This window comes from Nitrospira sp. Nam80 (assembly GCF_965152575.1).
The window spans coordinates 17,775-40,094 of record NZ_OZ224216.1 but is presented as its reverse complement, the minus strand read 5'-3'; the positions used below and the strand labels follow the sequence as shown (position 1 = coordinate 40,094).

Sequence of the window (22,320 nt, the reverse complement as noted above, 5' to 3'; positions counted from 1 at the left end):
GAATGATCGGCGGAGGCTAAAACTCAGGGAGCACGTATAGAGATCTTCGCTTAGGAGGGTCGCGTGATGCCCAGCTTCATGATCTTGGATTGGAGCGTGGTCCGCTTCATGCCGAGTTTCGCCGCTGCGCCGGCGGGACCGCCGATGACCCACTTCGTCGCCTGAAGGGCTCTCAGGATATGATCGCGCTCGGCCACTTCCAACGTCGCGAGGCCGTCGCTCGGCTGAATCTTGGTCGCCTGGCGTCGCTCCAGCGGCACATGCAGCTCGGTTCCTTGCGACAGAATGACGGCCCGTTCGATGAGATTTTCGAGCTCACGCACATTCCCGGGCCAGTCGTACTGCGACAGCATCGCCATTTGCTCATTGGAGATGGACTCGATGTGCTTGTTCATGCGCTTGGCGAACTTGTGCGCGAAGTGCCGTACCAAGAGCGGCACGTCTTCCCGCCGATGCCGAAGCGCCGGCACGGTCACCGGAAACACGTTGAGCCGGTAATAAAGATCGCTTCGAAACGCGCCGTCCGCCACCATTCGAGCCAGATCACGGTTTGTGGCCGCCACCAGCCGCACATTGACACGGATGGTCCGGGTGCTGCCCAACCGTTCGAATTCCTGCTCTTGAAGGACCCGCAGGAGCTTCGACTGCAACTCCAGCGGAATGTCTCCGACTTCGTCCAGGAACAGGGTGCCGCCATCGGCGAGTTCGAAACGGCCGATCCGCTGCGCAATCGCGCCGGTAAATGCGCCTTTCTCATGACCGAACAGCTCGCTTTCCAAGAGACCGGTCGGAATGGCCGCACAGTTCATTTTGATGAACGTCCGCTCTCGCCGGCTGCTGCGGTCATGGATGGCCCGGGCAATCAACTCCTTGCCGGTGCCCGTCTCCCCCATCACCACCACGGTAGAATCCGTCGGCGCCACCACTTCCACCTGCTTGAGAACCTGTTTGAGCGCGGCGCTGTCGCCGATGATCTCTTCGAAGTTATAGTCGGTTTTAATTTCATCCTCGAGATAGAACTTTTCTCTCGCAAGCCGCTCTTTGAGGCCTTGCACCTCTTTGTGAACCAATGCATTTTCGACCGCGATCGCAATCTGGTGCGCCACCTGGCTCAAGAGTTCAACGTCCTCCTGCGTAAACCTGTCGTCGCCCCGCCGGCCCACATTCAACGCCCCCAGGGCCCGGTCGTAGGACAGGAGAGGAACGGAGCAAAAGGCCTTCACGCCTTCGGCAAGCAGCCGTTGCACGACGGGCGATTCGGAGCAGAGGTGTTGAAGATCTTCCTCGCCAAGCACGGCCGGCTTCCTCGTCGTGATCGCGATTCCGGCCGGGGTGGTGCAATCCGAGTCGACGCGTCCTTCCTCGATGAAGGATTCGTTCTTCGCGAAGTGCAAGACATGCACACGGTAGCGGCCCTGGTCCTGGTCATATAAGACCAGGCTCGACCCGTCATGCTGGATGACCGTTCGCAGGCAGGCGCTGACGGCAGGGAATAGGTCTTCCAGAGCGAGGTGCGAAACCACGGCATTGTTGATTTCCAACAATAGCCGCTGGCGGTCGCGTTCTCGCTCCAACTGTCGTTGCGAAGCAATCGCGCTCTCGCTGTTGAGCGTGTTATCGACCGCCACCGCCACTTGTTTCGCCACTTGTTGCATGAAGTCGAGTTCCGCCTGTTGATAGATCTTCGCTTGCAGGCTTCCGAACCCCATGGCGCCGAGCCGGCGCTGGGCTGTCGTGAGAGGCACCACACAAAAAGATTGAACGCCGTTTTCCTGAAGCATTCCCGTCAACTTGGGGAAGCGGTGCTCCAGCGCGACATTGTTCACGATCAACGGCTGCTGCGTTTTCCACACCAATCCCCCTGGCGATTCCTCGACGGGCAACTGGAGGCCCGGATTGATTGTGCTGGGTTGCGAGGTGATGAGGAGCCGGAGGCGCATGACGTCGCAGGCGGCCTCATGCAGGACGACATTAATGTAATCGAACGGGACGACGTGCGGGAGCCGCCGGGCCAGATCGCGGAACAGGTCCTCCAGCTCGCGGTGCAACGCGATGGATTCCGAGACTTCTAGAAGCAGCCGCAACCGGTCCCGATCACGGGCCAGATCCTGATGGTGAAGGACATTGTCCACCGCCACGGCGACTTGTTTGCCGACCTGCCGGAGAAATTCCATATCCGTGTCGCCGTAGGCGCCTTTTTGCTGACTCGCAAATCCCATGGCCCCCAGCCGTCGGAGCGCCGTCGTTAAGGGAACGATGCACAATGACTGGATGCCGTCTTGCTGCATCCTGCCGGTCACGATCGGCCAGCGACATTCTTCAGCAATGTCGCGGATGATAACCGGCTGCTGGGTTTGCCACACCAATCCGGTCGGAGTCTCATCAATCGGTTCTTCATGGCCGCCCACGATGTCGGCCGGCACATTCGCCTGCAATGTGTGCAACTTCATCACCTGCCGATCCGCATCATGCAGGGATAGAGCGACAAAATTCACATCGACGACCTGCGGAAGCCGCTGAGCGAGATCACGAAAAAGTTCGTGCAGGTCTCTATGCGCGGCAATGGCTTCCGAGACTTCGAGCAGAATGCAATATCGCGCGATCGTCGCGTCCGACGTTGCAGAGCAGAGTTTGTCCGGCATGCCCGTTAGTATGGGGTGTCCCCCCCCGCCATTGCAACCATATCGAGGCGGCAACAGGATCTTTACGGACAATCTGATTTACCGGTCCGTTAACCGGAAAACCCCGGCGCCGTCGTGAGACGGCCTGCTTCATCGGCCGCCGATGAGGTCGGCGGCAAGCCGGCCTTGATTTCTCCTTCTTCCCCAGTAGAATCAGTATTGGGCAATAATCCGCTCCCCCGCGCACGAACGATGATTGCACTTCTCTCTATAGGACTGTTTGTGCTGCTGCTGGCGGACGCCGTGCCCGGATTCGGCGAAGAATCTTTGTTATACGACACATGGGTCCGATCGTATTTCCACCCGGATCGGCTTGATGCGTTTGTTCAGGAGCACAAAGCTCAGTACGGCGATGACTATTTTCAATGTTCGCACGAGGCGCAGCGCCTGATCAGCGAGGAAGCCGACGTCCGCGACCGGCGATGCGATTTTTCGCCCGGCGCCGGCGTCCGCAGCCGTTGTAGGAAGGAGAACTTTTTCCGCGGCCTGGACAAGCATCTGGCGGATCTGGATCAGGCGATACGGACGCAGACCGCCTGGCGCGACCTCGAGTCGGGCCGTCACGCCGCCGCGGCGGCGCAGGCTGCGGCGGATCTCGACCAATCCTGCACCCAGCCCGCCTGCGACATCGCCGCAAGGAGAAAGAATGAACGCCTGCGCGACCTCAAGCCTTATCTTCAGTGCCCGCCGCTCGCTGAACGGCCCAGCGATGTCGATCCCAGCTTCAAGACATTCGAACTGCCCCGCGACTCGGGCGGGTGACGGTCGGCAGTGAGGCTGTTTAAAGCATCAGCCGGAAACTATAGCCGTGCCGCTCGAACCCCAACGATTCGTAGAAGGCATGGGCCTTCGGGCGCTTCAGGTTGGATGAGATAACAATCTTATAGCAGCCGCGGTTCCTGCAACGATCGATCGCATGGGCCATCATGAGCTTCCCCACACCCTGGCGGTGATGCTCCGGATCGACCGCGACATCTTCCACGATACCGGAGCAGGTCCCGAGATGACCGAGGTTCTCCATGATCAGCAGGGCAAACGTCCCGACGATCCTGTTCTCCAACGCCGCGACATAGACGGCGTAATCCGGATACCGGGCCATGCGTTCAAAAATCCACTCGGCTTCTTTGATGGAAATCACCCGGCCGTCATCAAGCGCCGGCTGCGCATACAGCCGAAGAATGTCCGGCAGATCGGCTGTCGATGCAGGACGAACGATGAGGTCGGGAAGGTCCATGCTAGGTCACGCCCTATTCTTCGGCCACCCGCTCCAAACGATGGCAATTTTCCATGGCCGTGCAATGGCACCGTCAGCGAGCGGGAGATGCGGCAGGAAGTTTCTGTTGGATGAGTCTGAGATACGTAGACATGAAATGCTCCGGCAGGTCCTGAATGCTGAGATTCTTCAAATTATTCCAGAATGCGAGCACCGACATACGTTGGCCCTGTGGATCTGAAAAATAACGGTAGGCCGCACCCTCTTCCAGCACGACTTCCGGCCCAAAGTGTTGAAACGGTCCCTCATCCAGAACCCCGAACACCTCCAACGGGGGCAGCCACGGTATCGGGTCTTTGGCATTCACGAAGCGGAGCAAGGGCAGTGTGCGATATTTTTGTGCGCCGGCTCGGTTCGTGACCATGGGCTGGCCGAACGTGAGCGCCGGTCCAAGCTTGAACCCATCCTCTTTCAGCAACATCAGGACGATGACAGCCGCGGCGCCGCCGAGGCTGTGTCCGGTGATGCGGGTTTCATAGTCCGATTTCAACAACGGTTTGGCGAACCGGTACACCTGAAGCGCGGAATCCGCAAATCCCTTGTGGAGCGGGATCTGCAAGCGGCTGTCCACGACTTTGTTGTAATCCGAATCCAATTGGATGTTGATCAGGTTCGAGGTGCCGCGGACTACAATCCACTGCACGCGCTTGGCGTCGTCCTGCTCCACATAGGCCTTGATGCCGGACGAAAGAGGAGCACTGATGCTGATCCGCGCTCCCGTGCCGCTCTGTTGAACGGTGGTGTCCTGCTCATAGGCGAGGGCGGCCCGCTGGGCATACTGAAGCGCCTGGGTAAAATCCAATGGCGTGGGAGGCACAGAGGAAGTCGGCTTCTTCCCGCAAGAAGCGAGACTCAACATTGCCAACACAATGAGAGCCGTGGCAAGAACGGGTCCCTGGCAGAAGATCGAACAGTCTATATGATGTCGCTTCACGCAGTCCTTCTACCTCCGGCGGGAGGGCAAGTCAACCGGGGCGGGACCCTCATACAACGAAAACTATATCGACCCCGCTATGACAGTTTGGATTCCCATCGGGATTGAGTTGCGATTGCCGCGTGAAGTTGGGGAGACCAGGCGATGACGTTCCTCCCGGGACGCTGAATAGTATCTTTAGCAGGTTGGCTGGAAAAGGTGAGTACACACATTATGCGTTAGGCGTACAATTATGCCGCCTATGTTCCGGACCTACCAGGTTGTATCGCTACAGGTGCCACTGTTGCAGAGACTGAGACACTCATTCGAGAGGCCATCGAGTTCCATCTTGAAGGGCTGAGAGCAGACGGCCTTCCTGCCCCTCCGGCGAGCAGCCAAGTCGAATACATCGACGTTGCAGTCTGAGGGATAAAGTCCCGATCCTCTTTTTTTTGCTCACCAGGCAGAAGCGACCCCTGGCTGTCTCTCCTGCCACGGCTTGAGCACATCGTAGACCGTGATTATCTCAGGCTCGCCTTCGAGGGGCTACCAACAATCAGCCGACATGCATCGCGGCTTCGGCTGGAGTGAGATTCTCTATGCCTATCGTATACGCAGCGTGGGCGAGAAGAGCCTTGAAGCGATCGGAGTACGGTACCTGCTCCTGTCATCGCTCAGAATCCACTCTATTGAACTCGGGCTGCGACATGGCCCATTTCGGTAATTCAACTCGGACAGATCCTCAGGTCGTTTCTCTTGCACTCGCTACCGGTACGAGTCGCGAAGCTACCCCATCAATGGAGCCATCACAAGCCATACGTGTTGGCCTACGCTCTCGAGTATATGTTCATCGGAGTGTCATCCGTCATATCAGGTCAGTGGGAACCATCCGGCCCATCCACTCGCGCCATCCCACCAGGTGCTGTAAACTTGGCTATCCGAGCCGACTGTTACGAGGTCGATATGTTCGGCGACTCGTGAAATGGCAGCCACCTGGCCGCCAGGTTTCCCAACGCCGCCTGAGACATTAAACCAGTTCGCCCAATTCTGTCCCTCATGCCACCATGTGCTATAGATCCGATTGTCGGTCCCAATCGTAAAGAGATCGAGGTGATTCGAATACCGCGCAATGGCCGTCACCGGCGAGCCGGGTGACGCGACCCCACCGGAAACTTGAAACCAGCTGCCCCAGCCGGTGCCTGCATTCCACCACGTTGACATGATCCGGCCATCGGCCGCCGTCGTAAACAGGTCCAGTTGGTCCGGAAACCGAGCCACGACCGATACGGTGGAATCGGGACGGCACTGCAGGTCGCCGATGGGAAACCAATTGTGCCACCCACTCCCCCCGTCCCACCAACAGCTATAGACGCGTTGATCCGTGCCCACGGTGAAGACATCCAGGTGATTCGGATTCCGCGCCACGGCCGTCACGGGAGCACCCGGTGCGGCCACGCCTCCCTGGACGTGAAACCAGTCGGCCCACCCTGACGATGCATCCCACCACGCCGACATCGTCCGCCCGTCAGCCGCGGTCGTGAACAGGTCGAGGTGATCACTATGACGAGATACGACGTTGACGGTCGAACCGGGGCGGCACTGTACATTCCCGATGGGGAACCACCCATGCCAGCTACTGGTGATATCCCACCATGCACTGTACACACGGTTGTCCGTGCCGACCGTGAAGAGATCCAGGTGATTGGCGTACCGGGCGGTGGCGGTGACCGGCGAGCCCGCACCGCCCGGCGAGCTGATGCCGCCTTGCACATGAAACCACCCCGCCCACCCCGTGGCTTGATCCCACCACTTGCTGATCGTCCGACCATCGGAGGCGACAGCGAAGACATCCAGATGTTCGGGAAGGCGCGCGACGATGGTGATCGGCGTGCGAGGGCGTGCCTGCCAACTTATACCGGCGGGCATCACGAACGTCATAGTCCCACCGGAAGCGGAAATCTGTGTCATCTCTAAGCCGGACTGGCTGCCGTCCCACCATTTACTGGCGGGACTGGTGGTATCAGAGAACTGCGTCGTATCCGGGGCCCCGAATAGATCGTCACTGTCTCCCAAATTCATATTATGTTCCAGATCGAAGCGATTGTCCGCCTGGAGCAGAGAACATTCGTAGTGCTGAGTGGAAGTCATTTGCTCATTGTTGTTGCTGCCCTGTTCATCGACATGCCAGATAGCCAGCCCGGCATCAGGGAGAAATGTGTCACGACCGCTGTTCTGCCTGTTCTCCACGATGAAATACTCTGTCGCCGACTTGGTATAGATGTAAAAGTCATTGTTGGCCGCAGATAGAGTGGCCGTGAGGCCAGGAGTAATGGAGACGGCTTTGGTAGCCCAGCCGGCCTCATTCTTTAGATATGCACCGAGTTGCACGGGATTCTTGTCGTTGCCTCCATAGCACATGAGGCAATAATGACCGACTCCGGCCGAGTAAGGACTTTGCTTATCGTACAAATCAGGAAAATCGCAAATCATGTGTCCATTCTCATGGCAGAAAGTTCTCAATGTCAGCTCATTGCCCATATTTGTAATCTGGTAGTCAAAGAACTTCTTCCCTCCCCCCGCGTCGAACGGTGAGGCCAAGCTCCAAGAGTGCGGCCAGAGACCTTCAGACCAATTATTCACGGTCGGCCCGACGTAAAACACGTTCAAGGCATAGATATATCCGCCACTGTCGCTGCTGAGCTGACCAAAGTTAAACCCTTGGGATTTAAAAAAGGTCAGAGCCTCGACGACCAGTTCCCGGGCTCGTGTACCAAAGGAAATCGTAGGGTCGGTATAGTAAGAGCGGTTATGGGCAGCTGTGTAATAGGGCGTGACGACGTTGGTATACGTGAGCCTTCCCCGTGAGTTCTCATAGAAATAATCGCGTACTGAGCCGTTATTTCCAAACCCCGTATAGCCCGGCAGATTACAGAAATCATTCACCTGCTGCTGAGTCAGCGCCTCTGCGACGTCCGGAAACCGGATCAGGATGCATAATCCAGCATAGGTGCCCACTCTTACAGTCGCCTGCGGCAATGCCTCAGGTGCCGTGGTCGGTGCTATTGCCCGTAGCTGACTTTTCTTCTGGGCTCGACGGACTTGCCAGCGGCTTGGTTGTTCTTGAAGCATGGGTGCGCGACGAGCTATATCCCTGGCACTCGCCGGACGAATACGTATGTGCGGCCGGATCCCTAAGCGTTGCGGATCTCCCTCGCCTACTCTCGTATCCGTCGGCACAAGGTCATTGTGATCTTCGGACAGCTTCCCGTACATGTAAAAACCAGTCGCAGGGTCTTTCACCACCGTATACCCGTCGAGACTTTCGAAGACCGCGTAGTATTGATTGCCCGTACCCCTCACCTGAATGGTACTGCCGTCAGGGTTGGTGAAAGTAAATTCTTTGTTCACGAACGGCGTGCTCATAATGCTCTCCCTTTGACCTGGAATTATTGTCGATGCGCATGGATGTCCACGCGCCTAGTTTCGCTGCGTAGTTCTTGCGAACCCTCGCGGCCCAGTTAAGCAAGTTCCAGACCATTGGAGTATTTGTACTGCGAAATGCCGCACGTGCCCGATTATGCAGTCGGAGATAATTTCGAATTTCATACGCACCGTATCCATTTCAATACAGAACCGTATCGGAGGAGATACATCACCTCCGGCACGATAAGAGAGGTAATGGATTCCTTGGTTCCATCATCACGCACGGCAAGGGGCGGTGTGCTTCTCGCAACGTGAGTGAGCTGAATGGCTTCAGTCAGCCCGCTGAAGACCATAGCGAGCCGCGCGCGGGAAGTGTCTCGGATACTGCAAGTCGAGGATAGGATTGTGGAAGGTGAAATAACCTGAACTATTTTCGCCTCTGTTTTGCCGCGACGTCTAGGACGGCGGTCGGAACCCATCGCTTACACAGTCGGCCCGGGACCGGTCGTCTCGATGTTTCTGTGACCGGTGCGTCCACCGCCGCAGCACGCCCTCTGCATCGAATGTCAACACATACTCATCACACCAGGACCCGGTGATGGTCGAACTGTCATTCCCGCCCATTTCCGGTTCACGGATCTGATAGACCCAGACTGTTTCCCCCGCGCGCACTGAGCCGGCCCAGACCGGCTTGCCTAAATGTCCGCGAACGTCTTGTTGCGTCGCCCAATCCTGCGCCGACTGCAAATATACGGTTTCCTTCGCGAGGAATAGCGCGCATCCGGCTCCGAACAGCATCGCGCCGATTGCGATGGAGGACCATTTCGGCAGGCATCTATACTCCAGGGCGGAGTCCGCTGCGTTGCACCCCCTCTCGTCGCCATCAACCTTGTTCATCACGGATCCTCAGGGAAAAGTGGAACCCGGCGACCACGCCGTATCGGTTATGAAGGAGCGCGTCCATCCTGAAGAGGCCAATGCGCTCACGAAGACGATCACTGACGCGCGGCTGAGTCACGCGGACTACCTTTGCGTCCGATTTCTGCTTGAGGGGGCGGGAGGCGATAGGCTTCTGAAGCTGTATCATGAGGTCTGCTCGAGCCAGCAAATGCTCGGCTCTTCGGGACCGAATCCGATGTCACGGAACACATTACCAGTTGAGGAGGTGATCTCCGGTTTCATGCTGGCCGTCATGTCACATCATCCACGATGACACATTCAATGTCCTTACGAAGCGTCATGAATAATGCGGGCTAAACCTTACGAGGCACCGACTCGTGGAACCGTCAATCTTCGCGTGAAGCGACATTGGCCGGCGAGCCGTACTGAGTGCGTAGACTCGTTCACTGGTCTTGGTCGAACTCGACGGGACCTCAGCCGCTCAGGCGTTCGATGTACGAACGGATCCGTTTGGCATTGGCTCCGACGTCGCTCTTTCCGACTCGGGAGACGGAACGCACATCGATGCGGCTGCCGTGATCGGCCTTCGTGACCCGAACGACCACATCATCTTTGAAGCCGAACCAGAACGTGGTATCCGTCGCTTCGATGCGGCCTTCCGACGCATCGGCCGCCACGAGGTTCCATCCCATGTCGCGGGCGGCGGCAAGCGCTTTGCCGAACGCCTGCTCGGGAGGGATATTCAAATGAAACGGGTGGAGGTCGGGATAGGCGGCGCGCTGCTGGGCGGCGATGTCCGGACCTCCATAGTCGGCGGGATTGGGGGCATCCTTCCGGAGCGGCAAGACGGCGACAAACGCCGGTGGATTCTCCGTGTCGGTCGTGATGTCGTGAATGGGCGGCACGCGCTGCGCCGTCAATTTCTGCTGCCATGGAATGCCGACCACGACGAGTCCGAGCGCGATCCCAATGAAGGCCGGCAGCAGGGGGCGGCGCCGGGCCGACAGCAGGGCCATGACCATGCCGCCGGCCGAGAGCACAGCCGCCGCCAATCCTCCATAGGCCGCCCAGGTGAGAATCTGGAATCCCGTGCGAAAATGCCACCAGTTCCATCGGCTGCCCAATCCGGCGAGAATCGCCGCGGCGGCGCAGATGAGCGCAAGCACCATCCCGCCGGCAAGCACCAATCCCGAACGGTTCATGAAGGCAACCCTCGCTCCGGGTTGAGCGGATCGCTTTGCTTTTGAAGTCTCAGGCTTCCAACTTCGCGTCCATCGTAATTTTGGTATTGAGCAGCTTCGAAATCGGGCAACCGGTTTTCGCCGCCTGGGTCGCCTTGTCCCACGCGGCCTGATCCGCATTGGGTACCTTGCCCTTCACATCGAGATGAATCTGCGTCACCGTCCAGCCGGCATCGAGCTTTTCAAAGGTCACGGTCGCCGTCGTGCTCAATTGCTGTGGCGTGAGACTCGCGCTTCCCAGCTGGCCGGACAGCGCCATGGTAAAGCAGCCTGCGTGCGCGGCCGCGATCAGTTCTTCCGGATTCGTCCCTTTGCCGCTCTCGAATCGCGTGCCGAAGGAATATTGCGCCTTGGACAGCACGGTGCTCTCCGTCGACACCGTTCCCTTGCCGGTTTTCAGGTCTCCTTGCCATTCCGCGGAAGCATTCCGTTTCATATTGTCCTCCTTGGTTAAGTCGTCATTGTCAAGACCGCGCGGAAGCGGGCCTTCCCGCTCATCATCTGCTGGTAGGCCTCCTGTGCCCGATCGAGCGGATATTTCTCGATCATCGGATGTACGCCGGACGTGGCGCTGAAACGCAGTGTGTCCTCACTGTCCTTTGCTGTCCCGGACGGCCAGCCTTGCACCGACGCGCGCTTCATAATCAGCGTGACGGCATTGACCATGACCGGCTCGCCCGGCGCCGCCACGATGAGAAGCTTCCCGTTGGTCCCCAACCCCTCCACCATCGAGGCGATGGCCTTGCTGTCCGGTGCCGTCGCCAGAATGACTCGCGCGCCGCCGAGCCGCTGCAATTCTTCGGCGGGATTCACGGCCGAGGCGTCGAGGTAGTGCGTCGCGCCGAGCTTTTTGGCGAGTGGTTCCCGATCTTTTCCTCGCGCCACCGCGACCGTCACAAATCCCATCTTGGCCGCATACTGAATCGCCAGGTGCCCGAGCCCGCCGATTCCCTGCACGGCAACGAGATCGCCCGATCTGGCCCCGCTATGTCGCAAACTATTGAAGGTAGTAATGCCGGCGCACATCAGCGGCGCCGCCTGGTCGGCGGGCAGATAATCGGGAAGAGCGGCGACCGCTTCCGCCGGCACAACCACATACTCCGCCCAACCTCCGTCGTAGCTGAAGCCGCAAATTTTCGCGGAGCGGCACAGGATGAAGTCGCCACGGCGGCAGGAATCGCACTGACCGCAGTGGCCTCCATGCCAGCCGACGCCGACGCGCTGGCCGGTTTTCCACGTGGCCACGCCAGCTCCTACCGCATCGATCCGTCCGGCAACTTCATGCCCCGGCACGCGGGGATACTGAAGACCCGGCCAATGGCCTTCCTTGACGAACATGTCGCTGTGACAAATGCCGCAGGCCTCTACTTTGATTCGCACTTGGCCCGGCTGCGGCTCGGGAATCTCGCGCTCGACCACCTCCCAGTCGCTGCCGGGCTTTGTCACCTGAACCGCTCTCATACGCGCCATGATCCTCCTCCCGGCTCATTCAATAAGAACGTCACACTCTATTCAAGGGTTCTGTTGTGGTTGTGCAAAGGCAGTTGGTTCAGCCGGCCGATCTAAAGACCTCGGCCAGCGTTTTGCCATAGGGATAGAACAACGAGGCTCGTCTGTCTTCCTGTTTCCAGCCTTCGCGCAGTTCGGGGCGCGTGATATCCCAATCCGGACGCGTGGTCCGCGTGATCTCCCGCAGATCCATCCGAAGCTCCTCGATGGACGGGCGGCCCCAGTACCAATAGCCGTTATAGATCTTGAAGATCTTCAACTGCGGCTCGAGCACCAGCGTGTAGGGGATCATGGGAGCCGGGGACGAGCGCGTCTCGTCGCGCGCGGGGCCGGCGGGTGAGACCGGGAAGGGCAGCGTCTCCTTGCGCGACATGCTGGCGGTGATTCCCGCCGCCGTGAGCGCCTGTTGGTAGGCGAGGGCCGCATACTGGCTCCCGCGATCCGAATGATGGAGTAGGCCTGAGTTCGGCTGCCGTCGCTGCAGCGCCATCTGTAAGGCCTGCTGCGTCAACTCCCCCGTGAGCCGGGCCCCCATGGCCCAGCCCACCACGGCTCGTGAATAGAGATCCAGCAGGACGGCCAGATAGAGCCAGCCTTCCATGGTCCAGATATAGGTGAGATCCCCGGCCCACACCTGATTCGGGGCGGCAACGGTAAACTGCCGGTTCAGTTGATTGGCGGCCACCGGAAACGAATGGCTGGATTGGGGGGTGGCCCGCCACTTCGTGACGGTCTTGGCGCGCAACCCATCGTGCCGCATGAGCCGGGCCACGCGATGGCGGCCCACCATTCGACCTCGCTCGACCAGCACTCGCCACATCCGGGGGCTCCCGTAGGTCTGGCGACTCTCATGGTGCAGCTGGCGCAATTCGGTCAGCAGCGTCTGATTCGCGGTCGTTCGGCCGCTCGCAGGCCGGGTCCGCCAGGCATAATACCCGGTGGGCGATACGGCCAAGGCCCGGCACATCAGACGGATCGGATAGCGACGGTCGTGCTCCTGAATGACCCGGTATCTCATCGCGACTCCTTCGCGAAGAACGCCGCCGCACGTCGTAAAAAATCTCGCTCCTGCTTCAAGATGGCATTCTCTCGGCGCAGTCGGGCCAGTTCCGCCTGCTCGGCCCGGAGGGATTGCCGGGTCTGCCCACGCCCCTCAGCCTGCTGCTGTTCCGCCCGCCAGCGGTAGAGCAGATGGTCGGCGATCCCCAGATCTCGCGCGACCTGCGCGACAGGCTGCTCTGATTCCCGTACTAAGCGTACCGCTTCTTCTTTAAACGCCTCCGTGTACGACCGTCGTGTCTTCGTCATCATGCTGTCCTCCGATTTCATCATGTTCCTCCTTTAGAGAGGTGTCTGTAAAATCGGGGGAAGGTCAATGCCGTGTTAGTGCGCAGATGGTTGATGACACTCGAGCCCTCGATAGGTGTTAGCGTAGGTCTCGTCTTCGCTTGAGCAGTTTCAGGAAATCCACAACTGGCATTGCCATAGAGGTCCGTCGAGCGGCTCATACGTGGAACCATGTGGTATTCCTAAGCTTGCATTCCGTCTCTCATGTATCCAATCAGATACTCCCTTTATCCTTTCCGATACACAAGTTGTCTGCCATTACCCATGTGGTCGCCAGATTGCAGATTTCTCAAAACCAGGAAAACCACGGCAAATTCGGATCTTAGAGCAATAGGTTAATGATGATGTGATTGCCTCTTCACAGGCATCATGGTTGCCTCCGACTGTCTCTGTATTGAGAAATCTATGTATTTAGGTCATCGTGGTCTTACACCCAACCCGATCCGTTTGGGTTGTGCAGATACTTTATCTTTTAATGTGGAGGGTTATGCGGCATTGTGCCCTTACTCAGCTGGCCACGCGGAATATCAGTCCGCCCTACGGATGCGCATCCGGGATTCTCACCTCATAAGAGAGGACTCATTTCACTGCTAATTAATTAGCCATGGTGTCGACATAACATTCATATACATAATATGCCTACTCAAAAAATACGGAACCTCATAACTTCATTTCCCAAAAGGGCTAGAACTCAAACACCTGTGGATAATTTCGTGGTTTCAGTATTCAATCATAAACCAGAAGGCAAGTATTGCCACAGTTCTGCCACGCCGCAGGATCGGTTTAATATTCCTTTTGATAAGAGACACTTTGATGCTTATCGGGCTGATCTTGTTAAGGATTTTTCAAGTTATGGGCCAAATGAACAATATTTGCTCACAAAAATCTTATTTTCTAAAGTCAATCTATTGTTAATCGTCGGGAGTATGGGTACAGGCAAGACACGCTTTCGTCATTTTTTAATTGATGAGGTGCTCAAACGAGTCGCGCATCCCAGCGAAGTAGAGTCAGCAATGTGCCCTTTCGTTGCGGTAGTCGACTTCTTGGATATCACCTGGTTGGAGCGTGCGACACGGCCAGACGAAGTTCTGGATAGGGTCTCGACGATACTTTGTGACCGGATAGAAGCCGCGATTACTGATAGAGGGTTTTTCACACTTGATCAGGAAGTTACGGAAGTCTGGGAAGCCATGTTGAAGAATGCTGCTAGAGAAGATGGGCAAAATGAAGCAGTGGATCGCCTTCGCACTCTACTGAGAGACAGAGATGCATTGCCCGCAAACATTATGGCCTTGTCCAGACAGCAATTTCAGGAATTGTTACACATAAGGAAATCTATCCGTACCGTCCTTCTAGATAACAAAACTCATAGGCGAGCTTACTGGGCAGCTGCATTACGATACGTCAAAGAAAAGTTTTTTGCGAATCATGAGAATTGCTGCATGCTATTTGTCGATAATATCGACGCTGCCCCACTCCTAGCACAACAGGCGGTAAAGGTGATGATGAAGCCTTTCGCTCGGGCTAGTAAAATGCGAACCATCATAACCTTAAGGCAGACTACATATTACCAACATTTCGATGACCGAGTTTCTGAGCCAATCGATGTTGTAGCCCATTGTGGACCTTCACCCCTAGATATTGTCTTGTCGCGGATGATGGATTGCGCTGAAGACATTGACAAACATAGCGAAGGGCTTAGCCATCAGGCAGTAACGCAGCTAGCTCACTCTATTCCTTCGTTAGTAAGTAAAGTGAGGTCTAGCGACCGCATTAGGGAAATGATGGAGAATCTATGCGGCTACAATATCAGAAAAGCCCTAATACTGGCTCAAAACTTAGTCGATAACAGTTGCTATGATGTTTTGAATGATGACATAGCCAGTATAAAGCATAGTGACATTCTGAGGGCTTTATTTGTAGGAAATAACGAAGCATACCAATGGACTAACGGATCAATAATGGAGAATATTTTCCAAGTACAGGCTGAGCCGGATCCAAACTACTTAATAAAATTGCGAATTCTTGCATTGCTGTGCAACCACAGTGACACAGGTATGGCCTTAGGAAGGCTAAGAGATATCCTTGCAGGATTCGGGTATTCCCTCGAATTACTCAGAGAAGCATTGAATGAGCTATTGGTCGAGATTAAGGAGCTTGTGTGGTCCGATAGGGACTTGATGTTCGAAACAGCGGAACAATTTGCAAGTGCCAATGGCTCATTGCTTTTTGTGGGGCAGATCGGGCGCGGATATAGACATTATGTATATAAGCAGATCGACTATGTTCAGGAGGTAATGCTGGATACCTATATCAAGGATCATTTGGGGGTCGCGTGGGACTATGGGAAATTGGAGCAGAGATTCCGACTCGTTAGTCTTTTCACAGAAAAGATTGTTGAAATGGACATTGCAGAAGTTAAGACATTTCTAAATTGTGCAGGAGTGGAGAGCTACCGTAAATGGTTCGGTAAGGAAACTCTCTTGTCGTTAGATATTGCGCATAGCATTAGAGACAGCGTTCGGAATATTATGTCTCCAAAGTCTCGAGACCAGAGACACCATCCTGAGTACATCAAATCCGATGAGGCTAGCAAAGTTCAGAATGTCTTCGAAGAACTGCTTCGCCGTTTCGAAGCAGAGCAAGCGGCATTATTTCATAAGAGACCCACTCAATAGTCCTAACGATTCGCTCCATTCATGACAGTCGACGCCGCTCTTACTCTGATTCTCACCTGTCGTCGTGGTCTGGGAGACGCCAGCTGAAACACGCATAAGATAACGGAAATGGAGGCAACTCGAGCGTTTGTCTCATTGCATTTATGTCGTGGAGTAACTGTAGTTGTAGTACTTCGTCGCCGCGAAGATTATCGACAAAGGCCCCCGGAATAATAGCTTCAATTAGTTCCCTGAATTTCCCGGCGGAGTCCGAATCTACTAGACAATTACGAAGCTGTTCGGTAGTTAAGCCACGTAGAAGTAGAATTTTGCCGAGCTGGTTTTCGGAGAGCTCCCGCTCAACCCGTACCTGGTCGAGACGTTTCTTCTCTGTTTCAATGAGAACCTTGGACTCCTGGGGCGCTATGATGTGCGGAATGATCGTTTCCAAGTATCGCTTTAGGGTGATGTTCATTTCCGAAAGCTGAACAACTTGAGACTGCAGCGAGGCAATTTGCTCCTGTGACTGCATACGTTGGAGCAGGTCCTTGAATAAACCCGCCCATTGCTCACGGAGCCAACTTTCGATGTCAGAGTGATTGTCAAACTGGCGAATTGGATTTTTAATTCGCTGCAATAGTATATCTTCTATCAATTCGAAGGTATTAATAGAGTCAACATGTGCGTATTTGATATCCTTATTGCCTTTGTTCCTCAGATAAGTTTCATATTCAGCCCAAACGGCCCTATCAATAAGGATGTAAATGGGAATGTTTTTCTCACGCGCGGCAATGTACTCCTTCTTGGTGATACTGTTATACCTGTCGTAAAACTCCTTGCCGATTTCCGATCTTGGCGAACTTTCGGCGCCATATCTCCCGCCGAGTAGGAGGACAAAGATATCGCACGCCTGTGCTTCTCTATAACATGATTCGTCCAAGGGTACGTCTGGCGAGTAAGTTATCGTGCCATTCTCGGAAAGGACGGCCTCGAAGCCCATGGCCGTGATGAATGTTTCGAGTGAGGATCTAACGTGCTTTAAGTCGAAGTGCGTGGAACTAAGGAAAACACGCGGCCTAGCCATTCAATCCTCGCTGAGTCGTCATTCAGAACCAAACACTCGGTATCCTTCTGTAAATCTAGTCCATATTGTCAATCATATCTTTCGGATCCCTGTATGGCTTTGCCCTCTGACATGTCAAGGAGCCTATACATGGTCTGGAGGCCAAGTCTAAGGGGAAATTCGATTCTTATCAAGGAGCCGCGGAGAGCTCCGCCGCCCGAGACGAATATAGTGCCTCCCGCGAAATCAAGCCACCTGGATCGATCGTTGGGAGGGGTATTGGTGCGGGCAGGACTACTCAAGGGCCCAATATCACAACCTTTCTGGCCACCCTCCAAAGCGAGGTAAAGTTCTCAATCCCCATCCCCACCAACACCCCCCAACGTGATGCGCAAGATCAACCGTTCCTGGATCTCATGGCCACCACACCGCCGCGTGAAATATCCTGTTGAGAACGGGCCCCCTGGCTAGGCTAGAGTTCAGCCATTCCGGAAAGGGGGGTACCGATGTTAACCGTCACGGCCAAAGAACTGGAGACATTGAAGATTCCGAAACAGTACCGGCCCACCGTCAAAGGGCGCTTAGCGGTCTTGCGCTATGCCAGTGACTATGGCGTGCACGCCGCCGACGACCGCTTTGGCTTGAATCGCAAGACCGTGCGCCGCTGGCGACGACGCTGGCAGACTCAGGACCGTTGGGGTTGGTGCCGCGCTATCCGGCCCACCGACGTCGACGCATGTCAGCGCCGATGCTATAAGTCCTGAAATATACTGTGGTAACATAGGCGTCCTCGGGTCACCGAGCGTTAGTGATTGAGCGTTTCCGAAGGCACTATTCAATGGCGGGCATTTTTCTGTCATACCGCCGCTCCGATTCGGCACATGTTGCTGGCCGTATGTTTGACCGACTCAAGGATGAGTTCGGCCCCGACATGGTCTTCAAGGATGTAGACTCCATTCCGTTAAGCGTCTCCTTTCCAGATTTTCTTAAGGCCCACCTAGAGCGCGTAGATGTGGTTCTTGCACTGATAGGTGAAGGCTGGTTCGAATGTAAAGGTCCAAACGGAGGTCGTCGCCTTGATGATCCTAAAGACTATGTGCGCATGGAACTAGAGACAGCCTTGGACTTAGGAATACCTACGGTACCCATCATGCTTTCTTTTGTAACCTGGGGCCAGGCTCGGGCCCCGCATCCAGACGCTCTTCCTGACAAGCTGAAACCCTTGGCATACAAGAACGGCCAAGAGCTTAGGCCCGATCCCGATTTCCACCGCGATATGGACCGCCTCGTGCGTCGGCTACGACCGCTGATGAACTCTGTTTCACCGATCTCACAGAAGAGGCTCGATAGTGAATCTCTTCATGAAATTTTGATGTGCGTCCAGGAATGGCACAACGAGATCGTTCGCACGGCTGCTAGTCTCAAATCGGCTAGTGGGTCTGACGCTCGTGACTCGATTCAATTTGTGTATGTCAACACCCGCAGTTTCTTGCCCAGATTATTGTCCTTGCGAAGGTTAGTGAAGCGCGCGGGGGATAGCGAGGTCTTAGCAAAGGCTATTGACCAATTCGTTGATCTCGTGACTTTCACCCGCGAGGATGGAGGTTGGGATCAATTCTTCTATAACTGTTGTCCTATCTCGCTTCACCGTGATGATTCTCGACCGGATGGGCTACTAACCGACTCGTATGGATTAAGGCAACTTCACGTCGCTGTCCAAGCAGTTTGCGATGCGGTGACTTCACACTCAGCCTCGCGAGGAAAACTGTAAGAGTCGCCATGGTCCGAGGATGGATAGCGAATTGCACATTCAATGCATCTACAGAAGTAAGTAATGGGGTTAAAATTCGGAAACCGTGTCGCTCTGAATGTGTCTGAACCTTGAGAGGGCGCTTTTGGGCTCTACAGCTTCTTCAATGTTTGTGCGGTCATTCGGGTTCTACGGGTTCTACCCCGTTTCCACGGACAGTTCAGTTAAGAGTTTCTCCCCCTGCTGTTGAACCGCCAGTCTCCGTTGCTGCCGCGGATTGTGCCAGCGTTCGATGTAGTCAAAGATATCCGCTCGCGCCTCGGCTCGCGTCCGATACTGCCGCCGATTGACCCGCTCGCATTTGAGGAGACCAAAGAAACTTTCCGCCGCCGCGTTGTCGTCACAGCTGCCGACGGCGCTCATGCTGCAGGTGATATGGTGCGCCGCCAAGAATTGCTGGTACTCGCCTGTGAAATATCCTATTGAGAATGGGCCACCCGGTTGGGGTAGAGTCGCGCCATCCTACAAGTGACATATCCTGTTGAGAATGGGCCCCCTGGCTAGGCTAGAGTTCAGCCATTCCGGAAAGGGGGATACCGATGTTAACCGTCACGGCCAAAAGAACTGGAGACATTGAAGATTCCGAAACAGTACCGGCCCACCGTCAAAGGGCGCTTAGCGTCTTGCGCTATGCCAGTGACTATGGCGTGCACCCCGCCGCCGACCGCTTTGGCTTGAATCGCAAGACCGTGCGCCGCTGGCGACGACGCTGGCAGACCCAGGGACCGTTGGGTTTGGTGCCGCGCTATCCGGCCCACCGACGTCGACGCATCCCGGAGAGCACGGTGCAGCTCATCGAACATGCCCGCCGGGACCTGGAGTATGGGGCCGCCCGGATCCGGATCTGGCTGGAGCGGGTCCATCGGATCCGGGTGGCGGCCTCTACGATCCAGCGCATCTGCCGCCAACTCGGCTATCCCCCCATCCGTCGCACTCCGAAACGCCGGCCCCGGCAACTCACACTCTTTAGCCGCGAGCGGCCCGGCGACTGTGTGCAAGTCGATGTTAAGGAAGTGAAGATTGCGGGCCAGCGCTGTTTTCAGTATACGGCGCTCGACGATTGCACCCGCTATCGCCTCCTCCGGCTCTATCCGAAAAAGGATCATCACACCAGCCTGCAGTTCCTCTCGGTGATCCGGCAGCACTACCCGTTCGCTATTTCCGAAGATTCAAGTCGACAATGGGACGAATTCTCCCTTGCCTTCGCCTTAGCCGTGCAAGCGGCCGGCATGCGCCTCCGATACATTAAGCCACGCCGGCACGAACAGAATGGCAAGGTCGAACGCAGTCACCGCATCGATGATGAGGAGTTCTGGAGCGTCCGTACCTTTGCCGTCTTTGATTCAGCCGCCGCGGCGGTACAAGCCTTGGAACAGCGGTATAACCACGACCGATTCTCCATGGCCCTCGATGGTTTGACTCCAGCGGAGAAGCTGGCCCGGTGCCTCATGCGGCCCGGCCTGCCTTCCCTCGTTCCACGATCGGAGCCCGGTCCAAATCCCGTTACGGATTTACCGGCACACTCCCATCCTGAGTCACATGCATGAGCTCAATATTCACCGCCGCCGGCTCAGCCACCAGGAGACCACTTCTTGACAGGTGATTACACCTCACTGCCATTGAAAGGTTTGTCCTGTCGCATCGGCATTGATACGGGGCCATAGGCGTTCGGGCTAATCGGGCCAAAGTATACGGTCTCAGGACCAGGCAGGGTAACTGGGAATGCGAGGGATGGGATATCAGTTCATGGTCATGTAGCCATGCATGAGTCCGTGGTGGTATAGCATGATAACCACGACGAGAATAGATAAGAGCGTGTCAGCTAGCCTGTCGAATTCCGGAGTTATGAAGCGGTATGGTAATAAGACTTCTGGCCGCACTTAAGGAAGAGCCCACCGCGTGTTTCCATGCACGACGACATGATCGCGCACGGACATTGCGGCGTAGTACCCGATCAGATTTCCCGGATGGTTGCGTAGTGTACCAGTATCGAATTCGACAATTAGCTTGTCGCAATTATCAGCAATCCGATCTCGTGCTTCCTGCATAGTGAGGTGATTCCCAAGAAGGGCTAGACCATCCACAATTGCCTCGCCGATGGGATCGCGATTCTTGTGAGGGGTCATGACTGGTACTTTGATGGTGAATCCGAGCCACGATACAATTCCTGCCGTAATAGCTGTCGGACCAAGGACACACGCGGTCTTACATGCTACCGAGACAACGGCTTTTTGGTTCGCATTTCTAATATTTGTATTATCAATCGTTGCCTTAAAATTGGTGAGCCAGCTATTCTCATCCCCATGTCCGAAGTAGCAGATTAGATCAGCCCCTGCCTGGAGAGCGAGAACAATATTTCCGGTATCCGGCGGAGCACCATCGTCTACGTCATTGACCTTGGTATGTCGGTTTTTGCTGAATTTCTGAACCAAATCGTCGCACCAGACTGAAGCCTGTTGGGCGATTGCGTCGTCCTTTGGGCGAATGACTATGAACTTGCTCATTTCAGTAGTGAGCGAGTTGATGTAAGGCGTCTCAGGACCTTTTGGATTCCCTCGCGATTTATGCCATGCTCAAGGAGCTCAAGAACTGCTTGACCATCAGGAGTATTTTTTCGAACCTCCGCGACAATCTCATGAGGAGTCAAGAGACGGGGGCTGTACATGAATCCAATTATCGGCTCATCCGGGGCGTTGCTTGCCCACTGACTTAATGCCCCAATGATCTCAGCGCGCTCTTTTGCATCAAGCATTATCGTTCAGTATACTACCTTTTCCCAGAAATCTCCCGACTTCGCGGAAGCTACCCTTTCCCAGAAATCTCCCGACTTCGCGGAAGGTCTCCCGAGAGCACCAATATTAGGGTCGGAAAACCATCCTTCGTGCACACGTATCGCCGAACAGAACGCTTCCATTGGCCTAGTTGTTATGCATTGCGTAATTTGTTGATTAGTTGCGACGACAGAGGCGCCGGCAGTAAGCTGAAGCTCCATCGCGTTTGATACCAAGTTCCCCTGCAGCGAAAGCGCGACGTTCGTGTTGCGCGTGCGAGACGCGAGGAGCGTCATGCGCTCTACAGTGGCAACACTAGTTACGAAGGCCCAATCGGCCTGCCACACATTCTGTGCATATGCTTGGAGAATAGGCCGTCGAAAACGATCTATGTCCTCAAGTGAACTCAGGGAGCGCCCAATCAATGCAAGTATCCACCCGTCTTGGGATGCAAATGAGATATCAAACCCTGCACTTAGACTCGGCACGTCCGGAAAGAGACTCGAAGCGGTGCCAGCCGCTCTGAATCGGCAACTTGTACCTTCACCATGCTGCCTCGTAAAATCGACTCCTCCACTCCCAGATCGCCATCCTCCTGGGGCGAGGCCTAGCAACGATGCAGAATTGCCTTGCAAAGCGAAGATTCCATTCTTGTCCACGCTGACGACATCCCCGAGTCTTAGGGCTAACCCGAATGGAAGGATAAGCCGCATGTCCACGCCCGTGTCATCT

16 protein-coding genes and 3 pseudogenes are annotated in these 22,320 nt (G+C 55.7%); 6 read left to right on the top strand and 13 right to left on the bottom strand.

Annotated elements, in window-relative coordinates:
* Positions 1-50: 50 nt before the first annotated feature.
* Complete coding sequence (locus ACWGXE_RS00175) at positions 51-2,642, bottom strand: sigma 54-interacting transcriptional regulator (protein WP_447600347.1); 2,592 nt, start codon at positions 2,640-2,642, stop codon at positions 51-53.
* Between the two features lie 114 nt (positions 2,643-2,756).
* Here ACWGXE_RS00175 and ACWGXE_RS00170 point away from each other — a divergent pair, with 114 nt between their 5' ends.
* Positions 2,757-3,443, top strand: a complete 687-nt coding sequence (locus ACWGXE_RS00170; RefSeq protein WP_447600346.1) for a hypothetical protein — start codon at positions 2,757-2,759, stop codon at positions 3,441-3,443.
* Between the two features lie 19 nt (positions 3,444-3,462).
* On the opposite strand, the gene ACWGXE_RS00165 is transcribed toward ACWGXE_RS00170, so the two are convergent.
* Both ACWGXE_RS00165 and ACWGXE_RS00160 read right to left on the bottom strand, forming a co-directional pair.
* Complete coding sequence (locus ACWGXE_RS00165) at positions 3,463-3,915, bottom strand: GNAT family N-acetyltransferase (protein ID WP_447600345.1); 453 nt, start codon at positions 3,913-3,915, stop codon at positions 3,463-3,465.
* A 73-nt stretch (positions 3,916-3,988) separates the two neighbouring features.
* The gene (locus ACWGXE_RS00160) at positions 3,989-4,888 is read right to left on the bottom strand and encodes a lipase family protein (protein WP_447600344.1); all 900 of its coding nucleotides are present in this window, start codon (positions 4,886-4,888) and stop codon (positions 3,989-3,991) included.
* A gap of 228 nt (positions 4,889-5,116) precedes the next feature.
* On the opposite strand from ACWGXE_RS00160, the pseudogene ACWGXE_RS00155 reads away from it, so the two are divergent.
* Positions 5,117-5,293 (top strand): annotated as a pseudogene (locus ACWGXE_RS00155) (type II toxin-antitoxin system HicB family antitoxin); the annotation flags it as partial.
* A gap of 444 nt (positions 5,294-5,737) precedes the next feature.
* Here the strand turns inward: ACWGXE_RS00155 and ACWGXE_RS00150 are convergent.
* The 7 genes and pseudogenes from ACWGXE_RS00150 to ACWGXE_RS00120 form a co-directional block, all read right to left on the bottom strand.
* Complete coding sequence (locus ACWGXE_RS00150) at positions 5,738-8,290, bottom strand: M6 family metalloprotease domain-containing protein (protein WP_447600343.1); 2,553 nt, start codon at positions 8,288-8,290, stop codon at positions 5,738-5,740.
* 456 nt (positions 8,291-8,746) lie between these two features.
* Positions 8,747-9,187 carry a hypothetical protein gene (locus ACWGXE_RS00145; RefSeq protein ID WP_447600342.1) on the bottom strand — a complete coding sequence of 147 codons (441 nt, stop codon included), beginning with the start codon at positions 9,185-9,187 and terminating at the stop codon, positions 8,747-8,749.
* Positions 9,174-9,377: a hypothetical protein gene (locus tag ACWGXE_RS00140; protein WP_447600341.1), complete on the bottom strand. Its 204-nt coding sequence runs from the start codon at positions 9,375-9,377 to the stop codon at positions 9,174-9,176. The genes ACWGXE_RS00145 and ACWGXE_RS00140 overlap by 14 nt, the downstream gene beginning before the upstream one ends.
* A 286-nt stretch (positions 9,378-9,663) precedes the next feature.
* Positions 9,664-10,392 (bottom strand): DUF1499 domain-containing protein, encoded by a 729-nt coding sequence (locus ACWGXE_RS00135; RefSeq protein WP_447600340.1) that lies wholly within the window; start codon positions 10,390-10,392, stop codon positions 9,664-9,666.
* 49 nt (positions 10,393-10,441) lie between these two features.
* Positions 10,442-10,867 carry an OsmC family protein gene (locus tag ACWGXE_RS00130; RefSeq protein WP_447600339.1) on the bottom strand — a complete coding sequence of 142 codons (426 nt, stop codon included), beginning with the start codon at positions 10,865-10,867 and terminating at the stop codon, positions 10,442-10,444.
* Positions 10,868-10,881: 14 nt separating this feature from the next.
* Positions 10,882-11,901 carry an alcohol dehydrogenase gene (locus ACWGXE_RS00125; RefSeq protein ID WP_447600338.1) on the bottom strand — a complete coding sequence of 340 codons (1,020 nt, stop codon included), beginning with the start codon at positions 11,899-11,901 and terminating at the stop codon, positions 10,882-10,884.
* Positions 11,902-12,301: 400 nt separating this feature from the next.
* A pseudogene (locus tag ACWGXE_RS00120) lies at positions 12,302-13,251 on the bottom strand (IS3 family transposase); the annotation flags it as partial.
* 749 nt (positions 13,252-14,000) lie between these two features.
* Here ACWGXE_RS00120 and ACWGXE_RS00115 point away from each other — a divergent pair.
* Complete coding sequence (locus ACWGXE_RS00115) at positions 14,001-15,965, top strand: hypothetical protein (RefSeq protein WP_447600337.1); 1,965 nt, start codon at positions 14,001-14,003, stop codon at positions 15,963-15,965.
* Positions 15,966-16,017: 52 nt separating this feature from the next.
* Here ACWGXE_RS00115 and ACWGXE_RS00110 read toward each other — a convergent pair whose 3' ends face one another.
* The gene (locus ACWGXE_RS00110; RefSeq protein ID WP_447600336.1) at positions 16,018-17,028 is read right to left on the bottom strand and encodes a DUF4062 domain-containing protein; all 1,011 of its coding nucleotides are present in this window, start codon (positions 17,026-17,028) and stop codon (positions 16,018-16,020) included.
* 485 nt (positions 17,029-17,513) lie between these two features.
* Between ACWGXE_RS00110 and ACWGXE_RS00105 the strand changes: the two genes are divergently transcribed.
* Positions 17,514-17,771, top strand: coding sequence for a helix-turn-helix domain-containing protein (locus tag ACWGXE_RS00105; RefSeq protein ID WP_447600335.1), 258 nt, complete (start codon positions 17,514-17,516; stop codon positions 17,769-17,771).
* A 74-nt stretch (positions 17,772-17,845) separates the two neighbouring features.
* Complete coding sequence (locus tag ACWGXE_RS00100) at positions 17,846-18,778, top strand: hypothetical protein (RefSeq protein ID WP_447600334.1); 933 nt, start codon at positions 17,846-17,848, stop codon at positions 18,776-18,778.
* A gap of 177 nt (positions 18,779-18,955) precedes the next feature.
* Here the strand turns inward: ACWGXE_RS00100 and ACWGXE_RS00095 are convergent.
* Positions 18,956-19,234 (bottom strand): annotated as a pseudogene (locus tag ACWGXE_RS00095) (IS3 family transposase); the annotation flags it as partial.
* Positions 19,235-19,356: 122 nt separating this feature from the next.
* Between ACWGXE_RS00095 and ACWGXE_RS00090 the strand changes: the two are divergent.
* Positions 19,357-20,364 carry a helix-turn-helix domain-containing protein gene (locus ACWGXE_RS00090; protein ID WP_447599973.1) on the top strand — a complete coding sequence of 336 codons (1,008 nt, stop codon included), beginning with the start codon at positions 19,357-19,359 and terminating at the stop codon, positions 20,362-20,364.
* 333 nt (positions 20,365-20,697) lie between these two features.
* Here the strand turns inward: ACWGXE_RS00090 and ACWGXE_RS00085 are convergent, their stop codons facing one another.
* On the bottom strand, positions 20,698-21,321 hold the full coding sequence (locus ACWGXE_RS00085; RefSeq protein ID WP_447600333.1) for a C25 family cysteine peptidase: 624 nt from the start codon (positions 21,319-21,321) through the stop codon (positions 20,698-20,700).
* Positions 21,322-22,320 lie beyond the last annotated feature (999 nt).

What these genes read in the sequence shown, in the direction of transcription:
- ACWGXE_RS00175 (WP_447600347.1), bottom strand. Translation starts at nt 2,642, where the DNA reads ATGCCGGACAAACTCTGCTCTGCAACGTCGGACGCGACGATCGCGCGA.
- ACWGXE_RS00165 (WP_447600345.1), bottom strand. Translation starts at nt 3,915, where the DNA reads ATGGACCTTCCCGACCTCATCGTTCGTCCTGCATCGACAGCCGATCTG.
- ACWGXE_RS00150 (WP_447600343.1), bottom strand. Translation starts at nt 8,290, where the DNA reads ATGAGCACGCCGTTCGTGAACAAAGAATTTACTTTCACCAACCCTGAC.
- ACWGXE_RS00145 (WP_447600342.1), bottom strand. Translation starts at nt 9,187, where the DNA reads ATGAACAAGGTTGATGGCGACGAGAGGGGGTGCAACGCAGCGGACTCC.
- ACWGXE_RS00140 (WP_447600341.1), bottom strand. Translation starts at nt 9,377, where the DNA reads ATGATACAGCTTCAGAAGCCTATCGCCTCCCGCCCCCTCAAGCAGAAA.
- ACWGXE_RS00135 (WP_447600340.1), bottom strand. Translation starts at nt 10,392, where the DNA reads ATGAACCGTTCGGGATTGGTGCTTGCCGGCGGGATGGTGCTTGCGCTC.
- ACWGXE_RS00130 (WP_447600339.1), bottom strand. Translation starts at nt 10,867, where the DNA reads ATGAAACGGAATGCTTCCGCGGAATGGCAAGGAGACCTGAAAACCGGC.
- ACWGXE_RS00125 (WP_447600338.1), bottom strand. Translation starts at nt 11,901, where the DNA reads ATGGCGCGTATGAGAGCGGTTCAGGTGACAAAGCCCGGCAGCGACTGG.
- ACWGXE_RS00110 (WP_447600336.1), bottom strand. Translation starts at nt 17,028, where the DNA reads ATGGCTAGGCCGCGTGTTTTCCTTAGTTCCACGCACTTCGACTTAAAG.
- ACWGXE_RS00105 (WP_447600335.1), top strand. Translation starts at nt 17,514, where the DNA reads ATGTTAACCGTCACGGCCAAAGAACTGGAGACATTGAAGATTCCGAAA.
- ACWGXE_RS00100 (WP_447600334.1), top strand. Translation starts at nt 17,846, where the DNA reads ATGGCGGGCATTTTTCTGTCATACCGCCGCTCCGATTCGGCACATGTT.
- ACWGXE_RS00090 (WP_447599973.1), top strand. Translation starts at nt 19,357, where the DNA reads ATGTTAACCGTCACGGCCAAAAGAACTGGAGACATTGAAGATTCCGAA.
- ACWGXE_RS00085 (WP_447600333.1), bottom strand. Translation starts at nt 21,321, where the DNA reads ATGAGCAAGTTCATAGTCATTCGCCCAAAGGACGACGCAATCGCCCAA.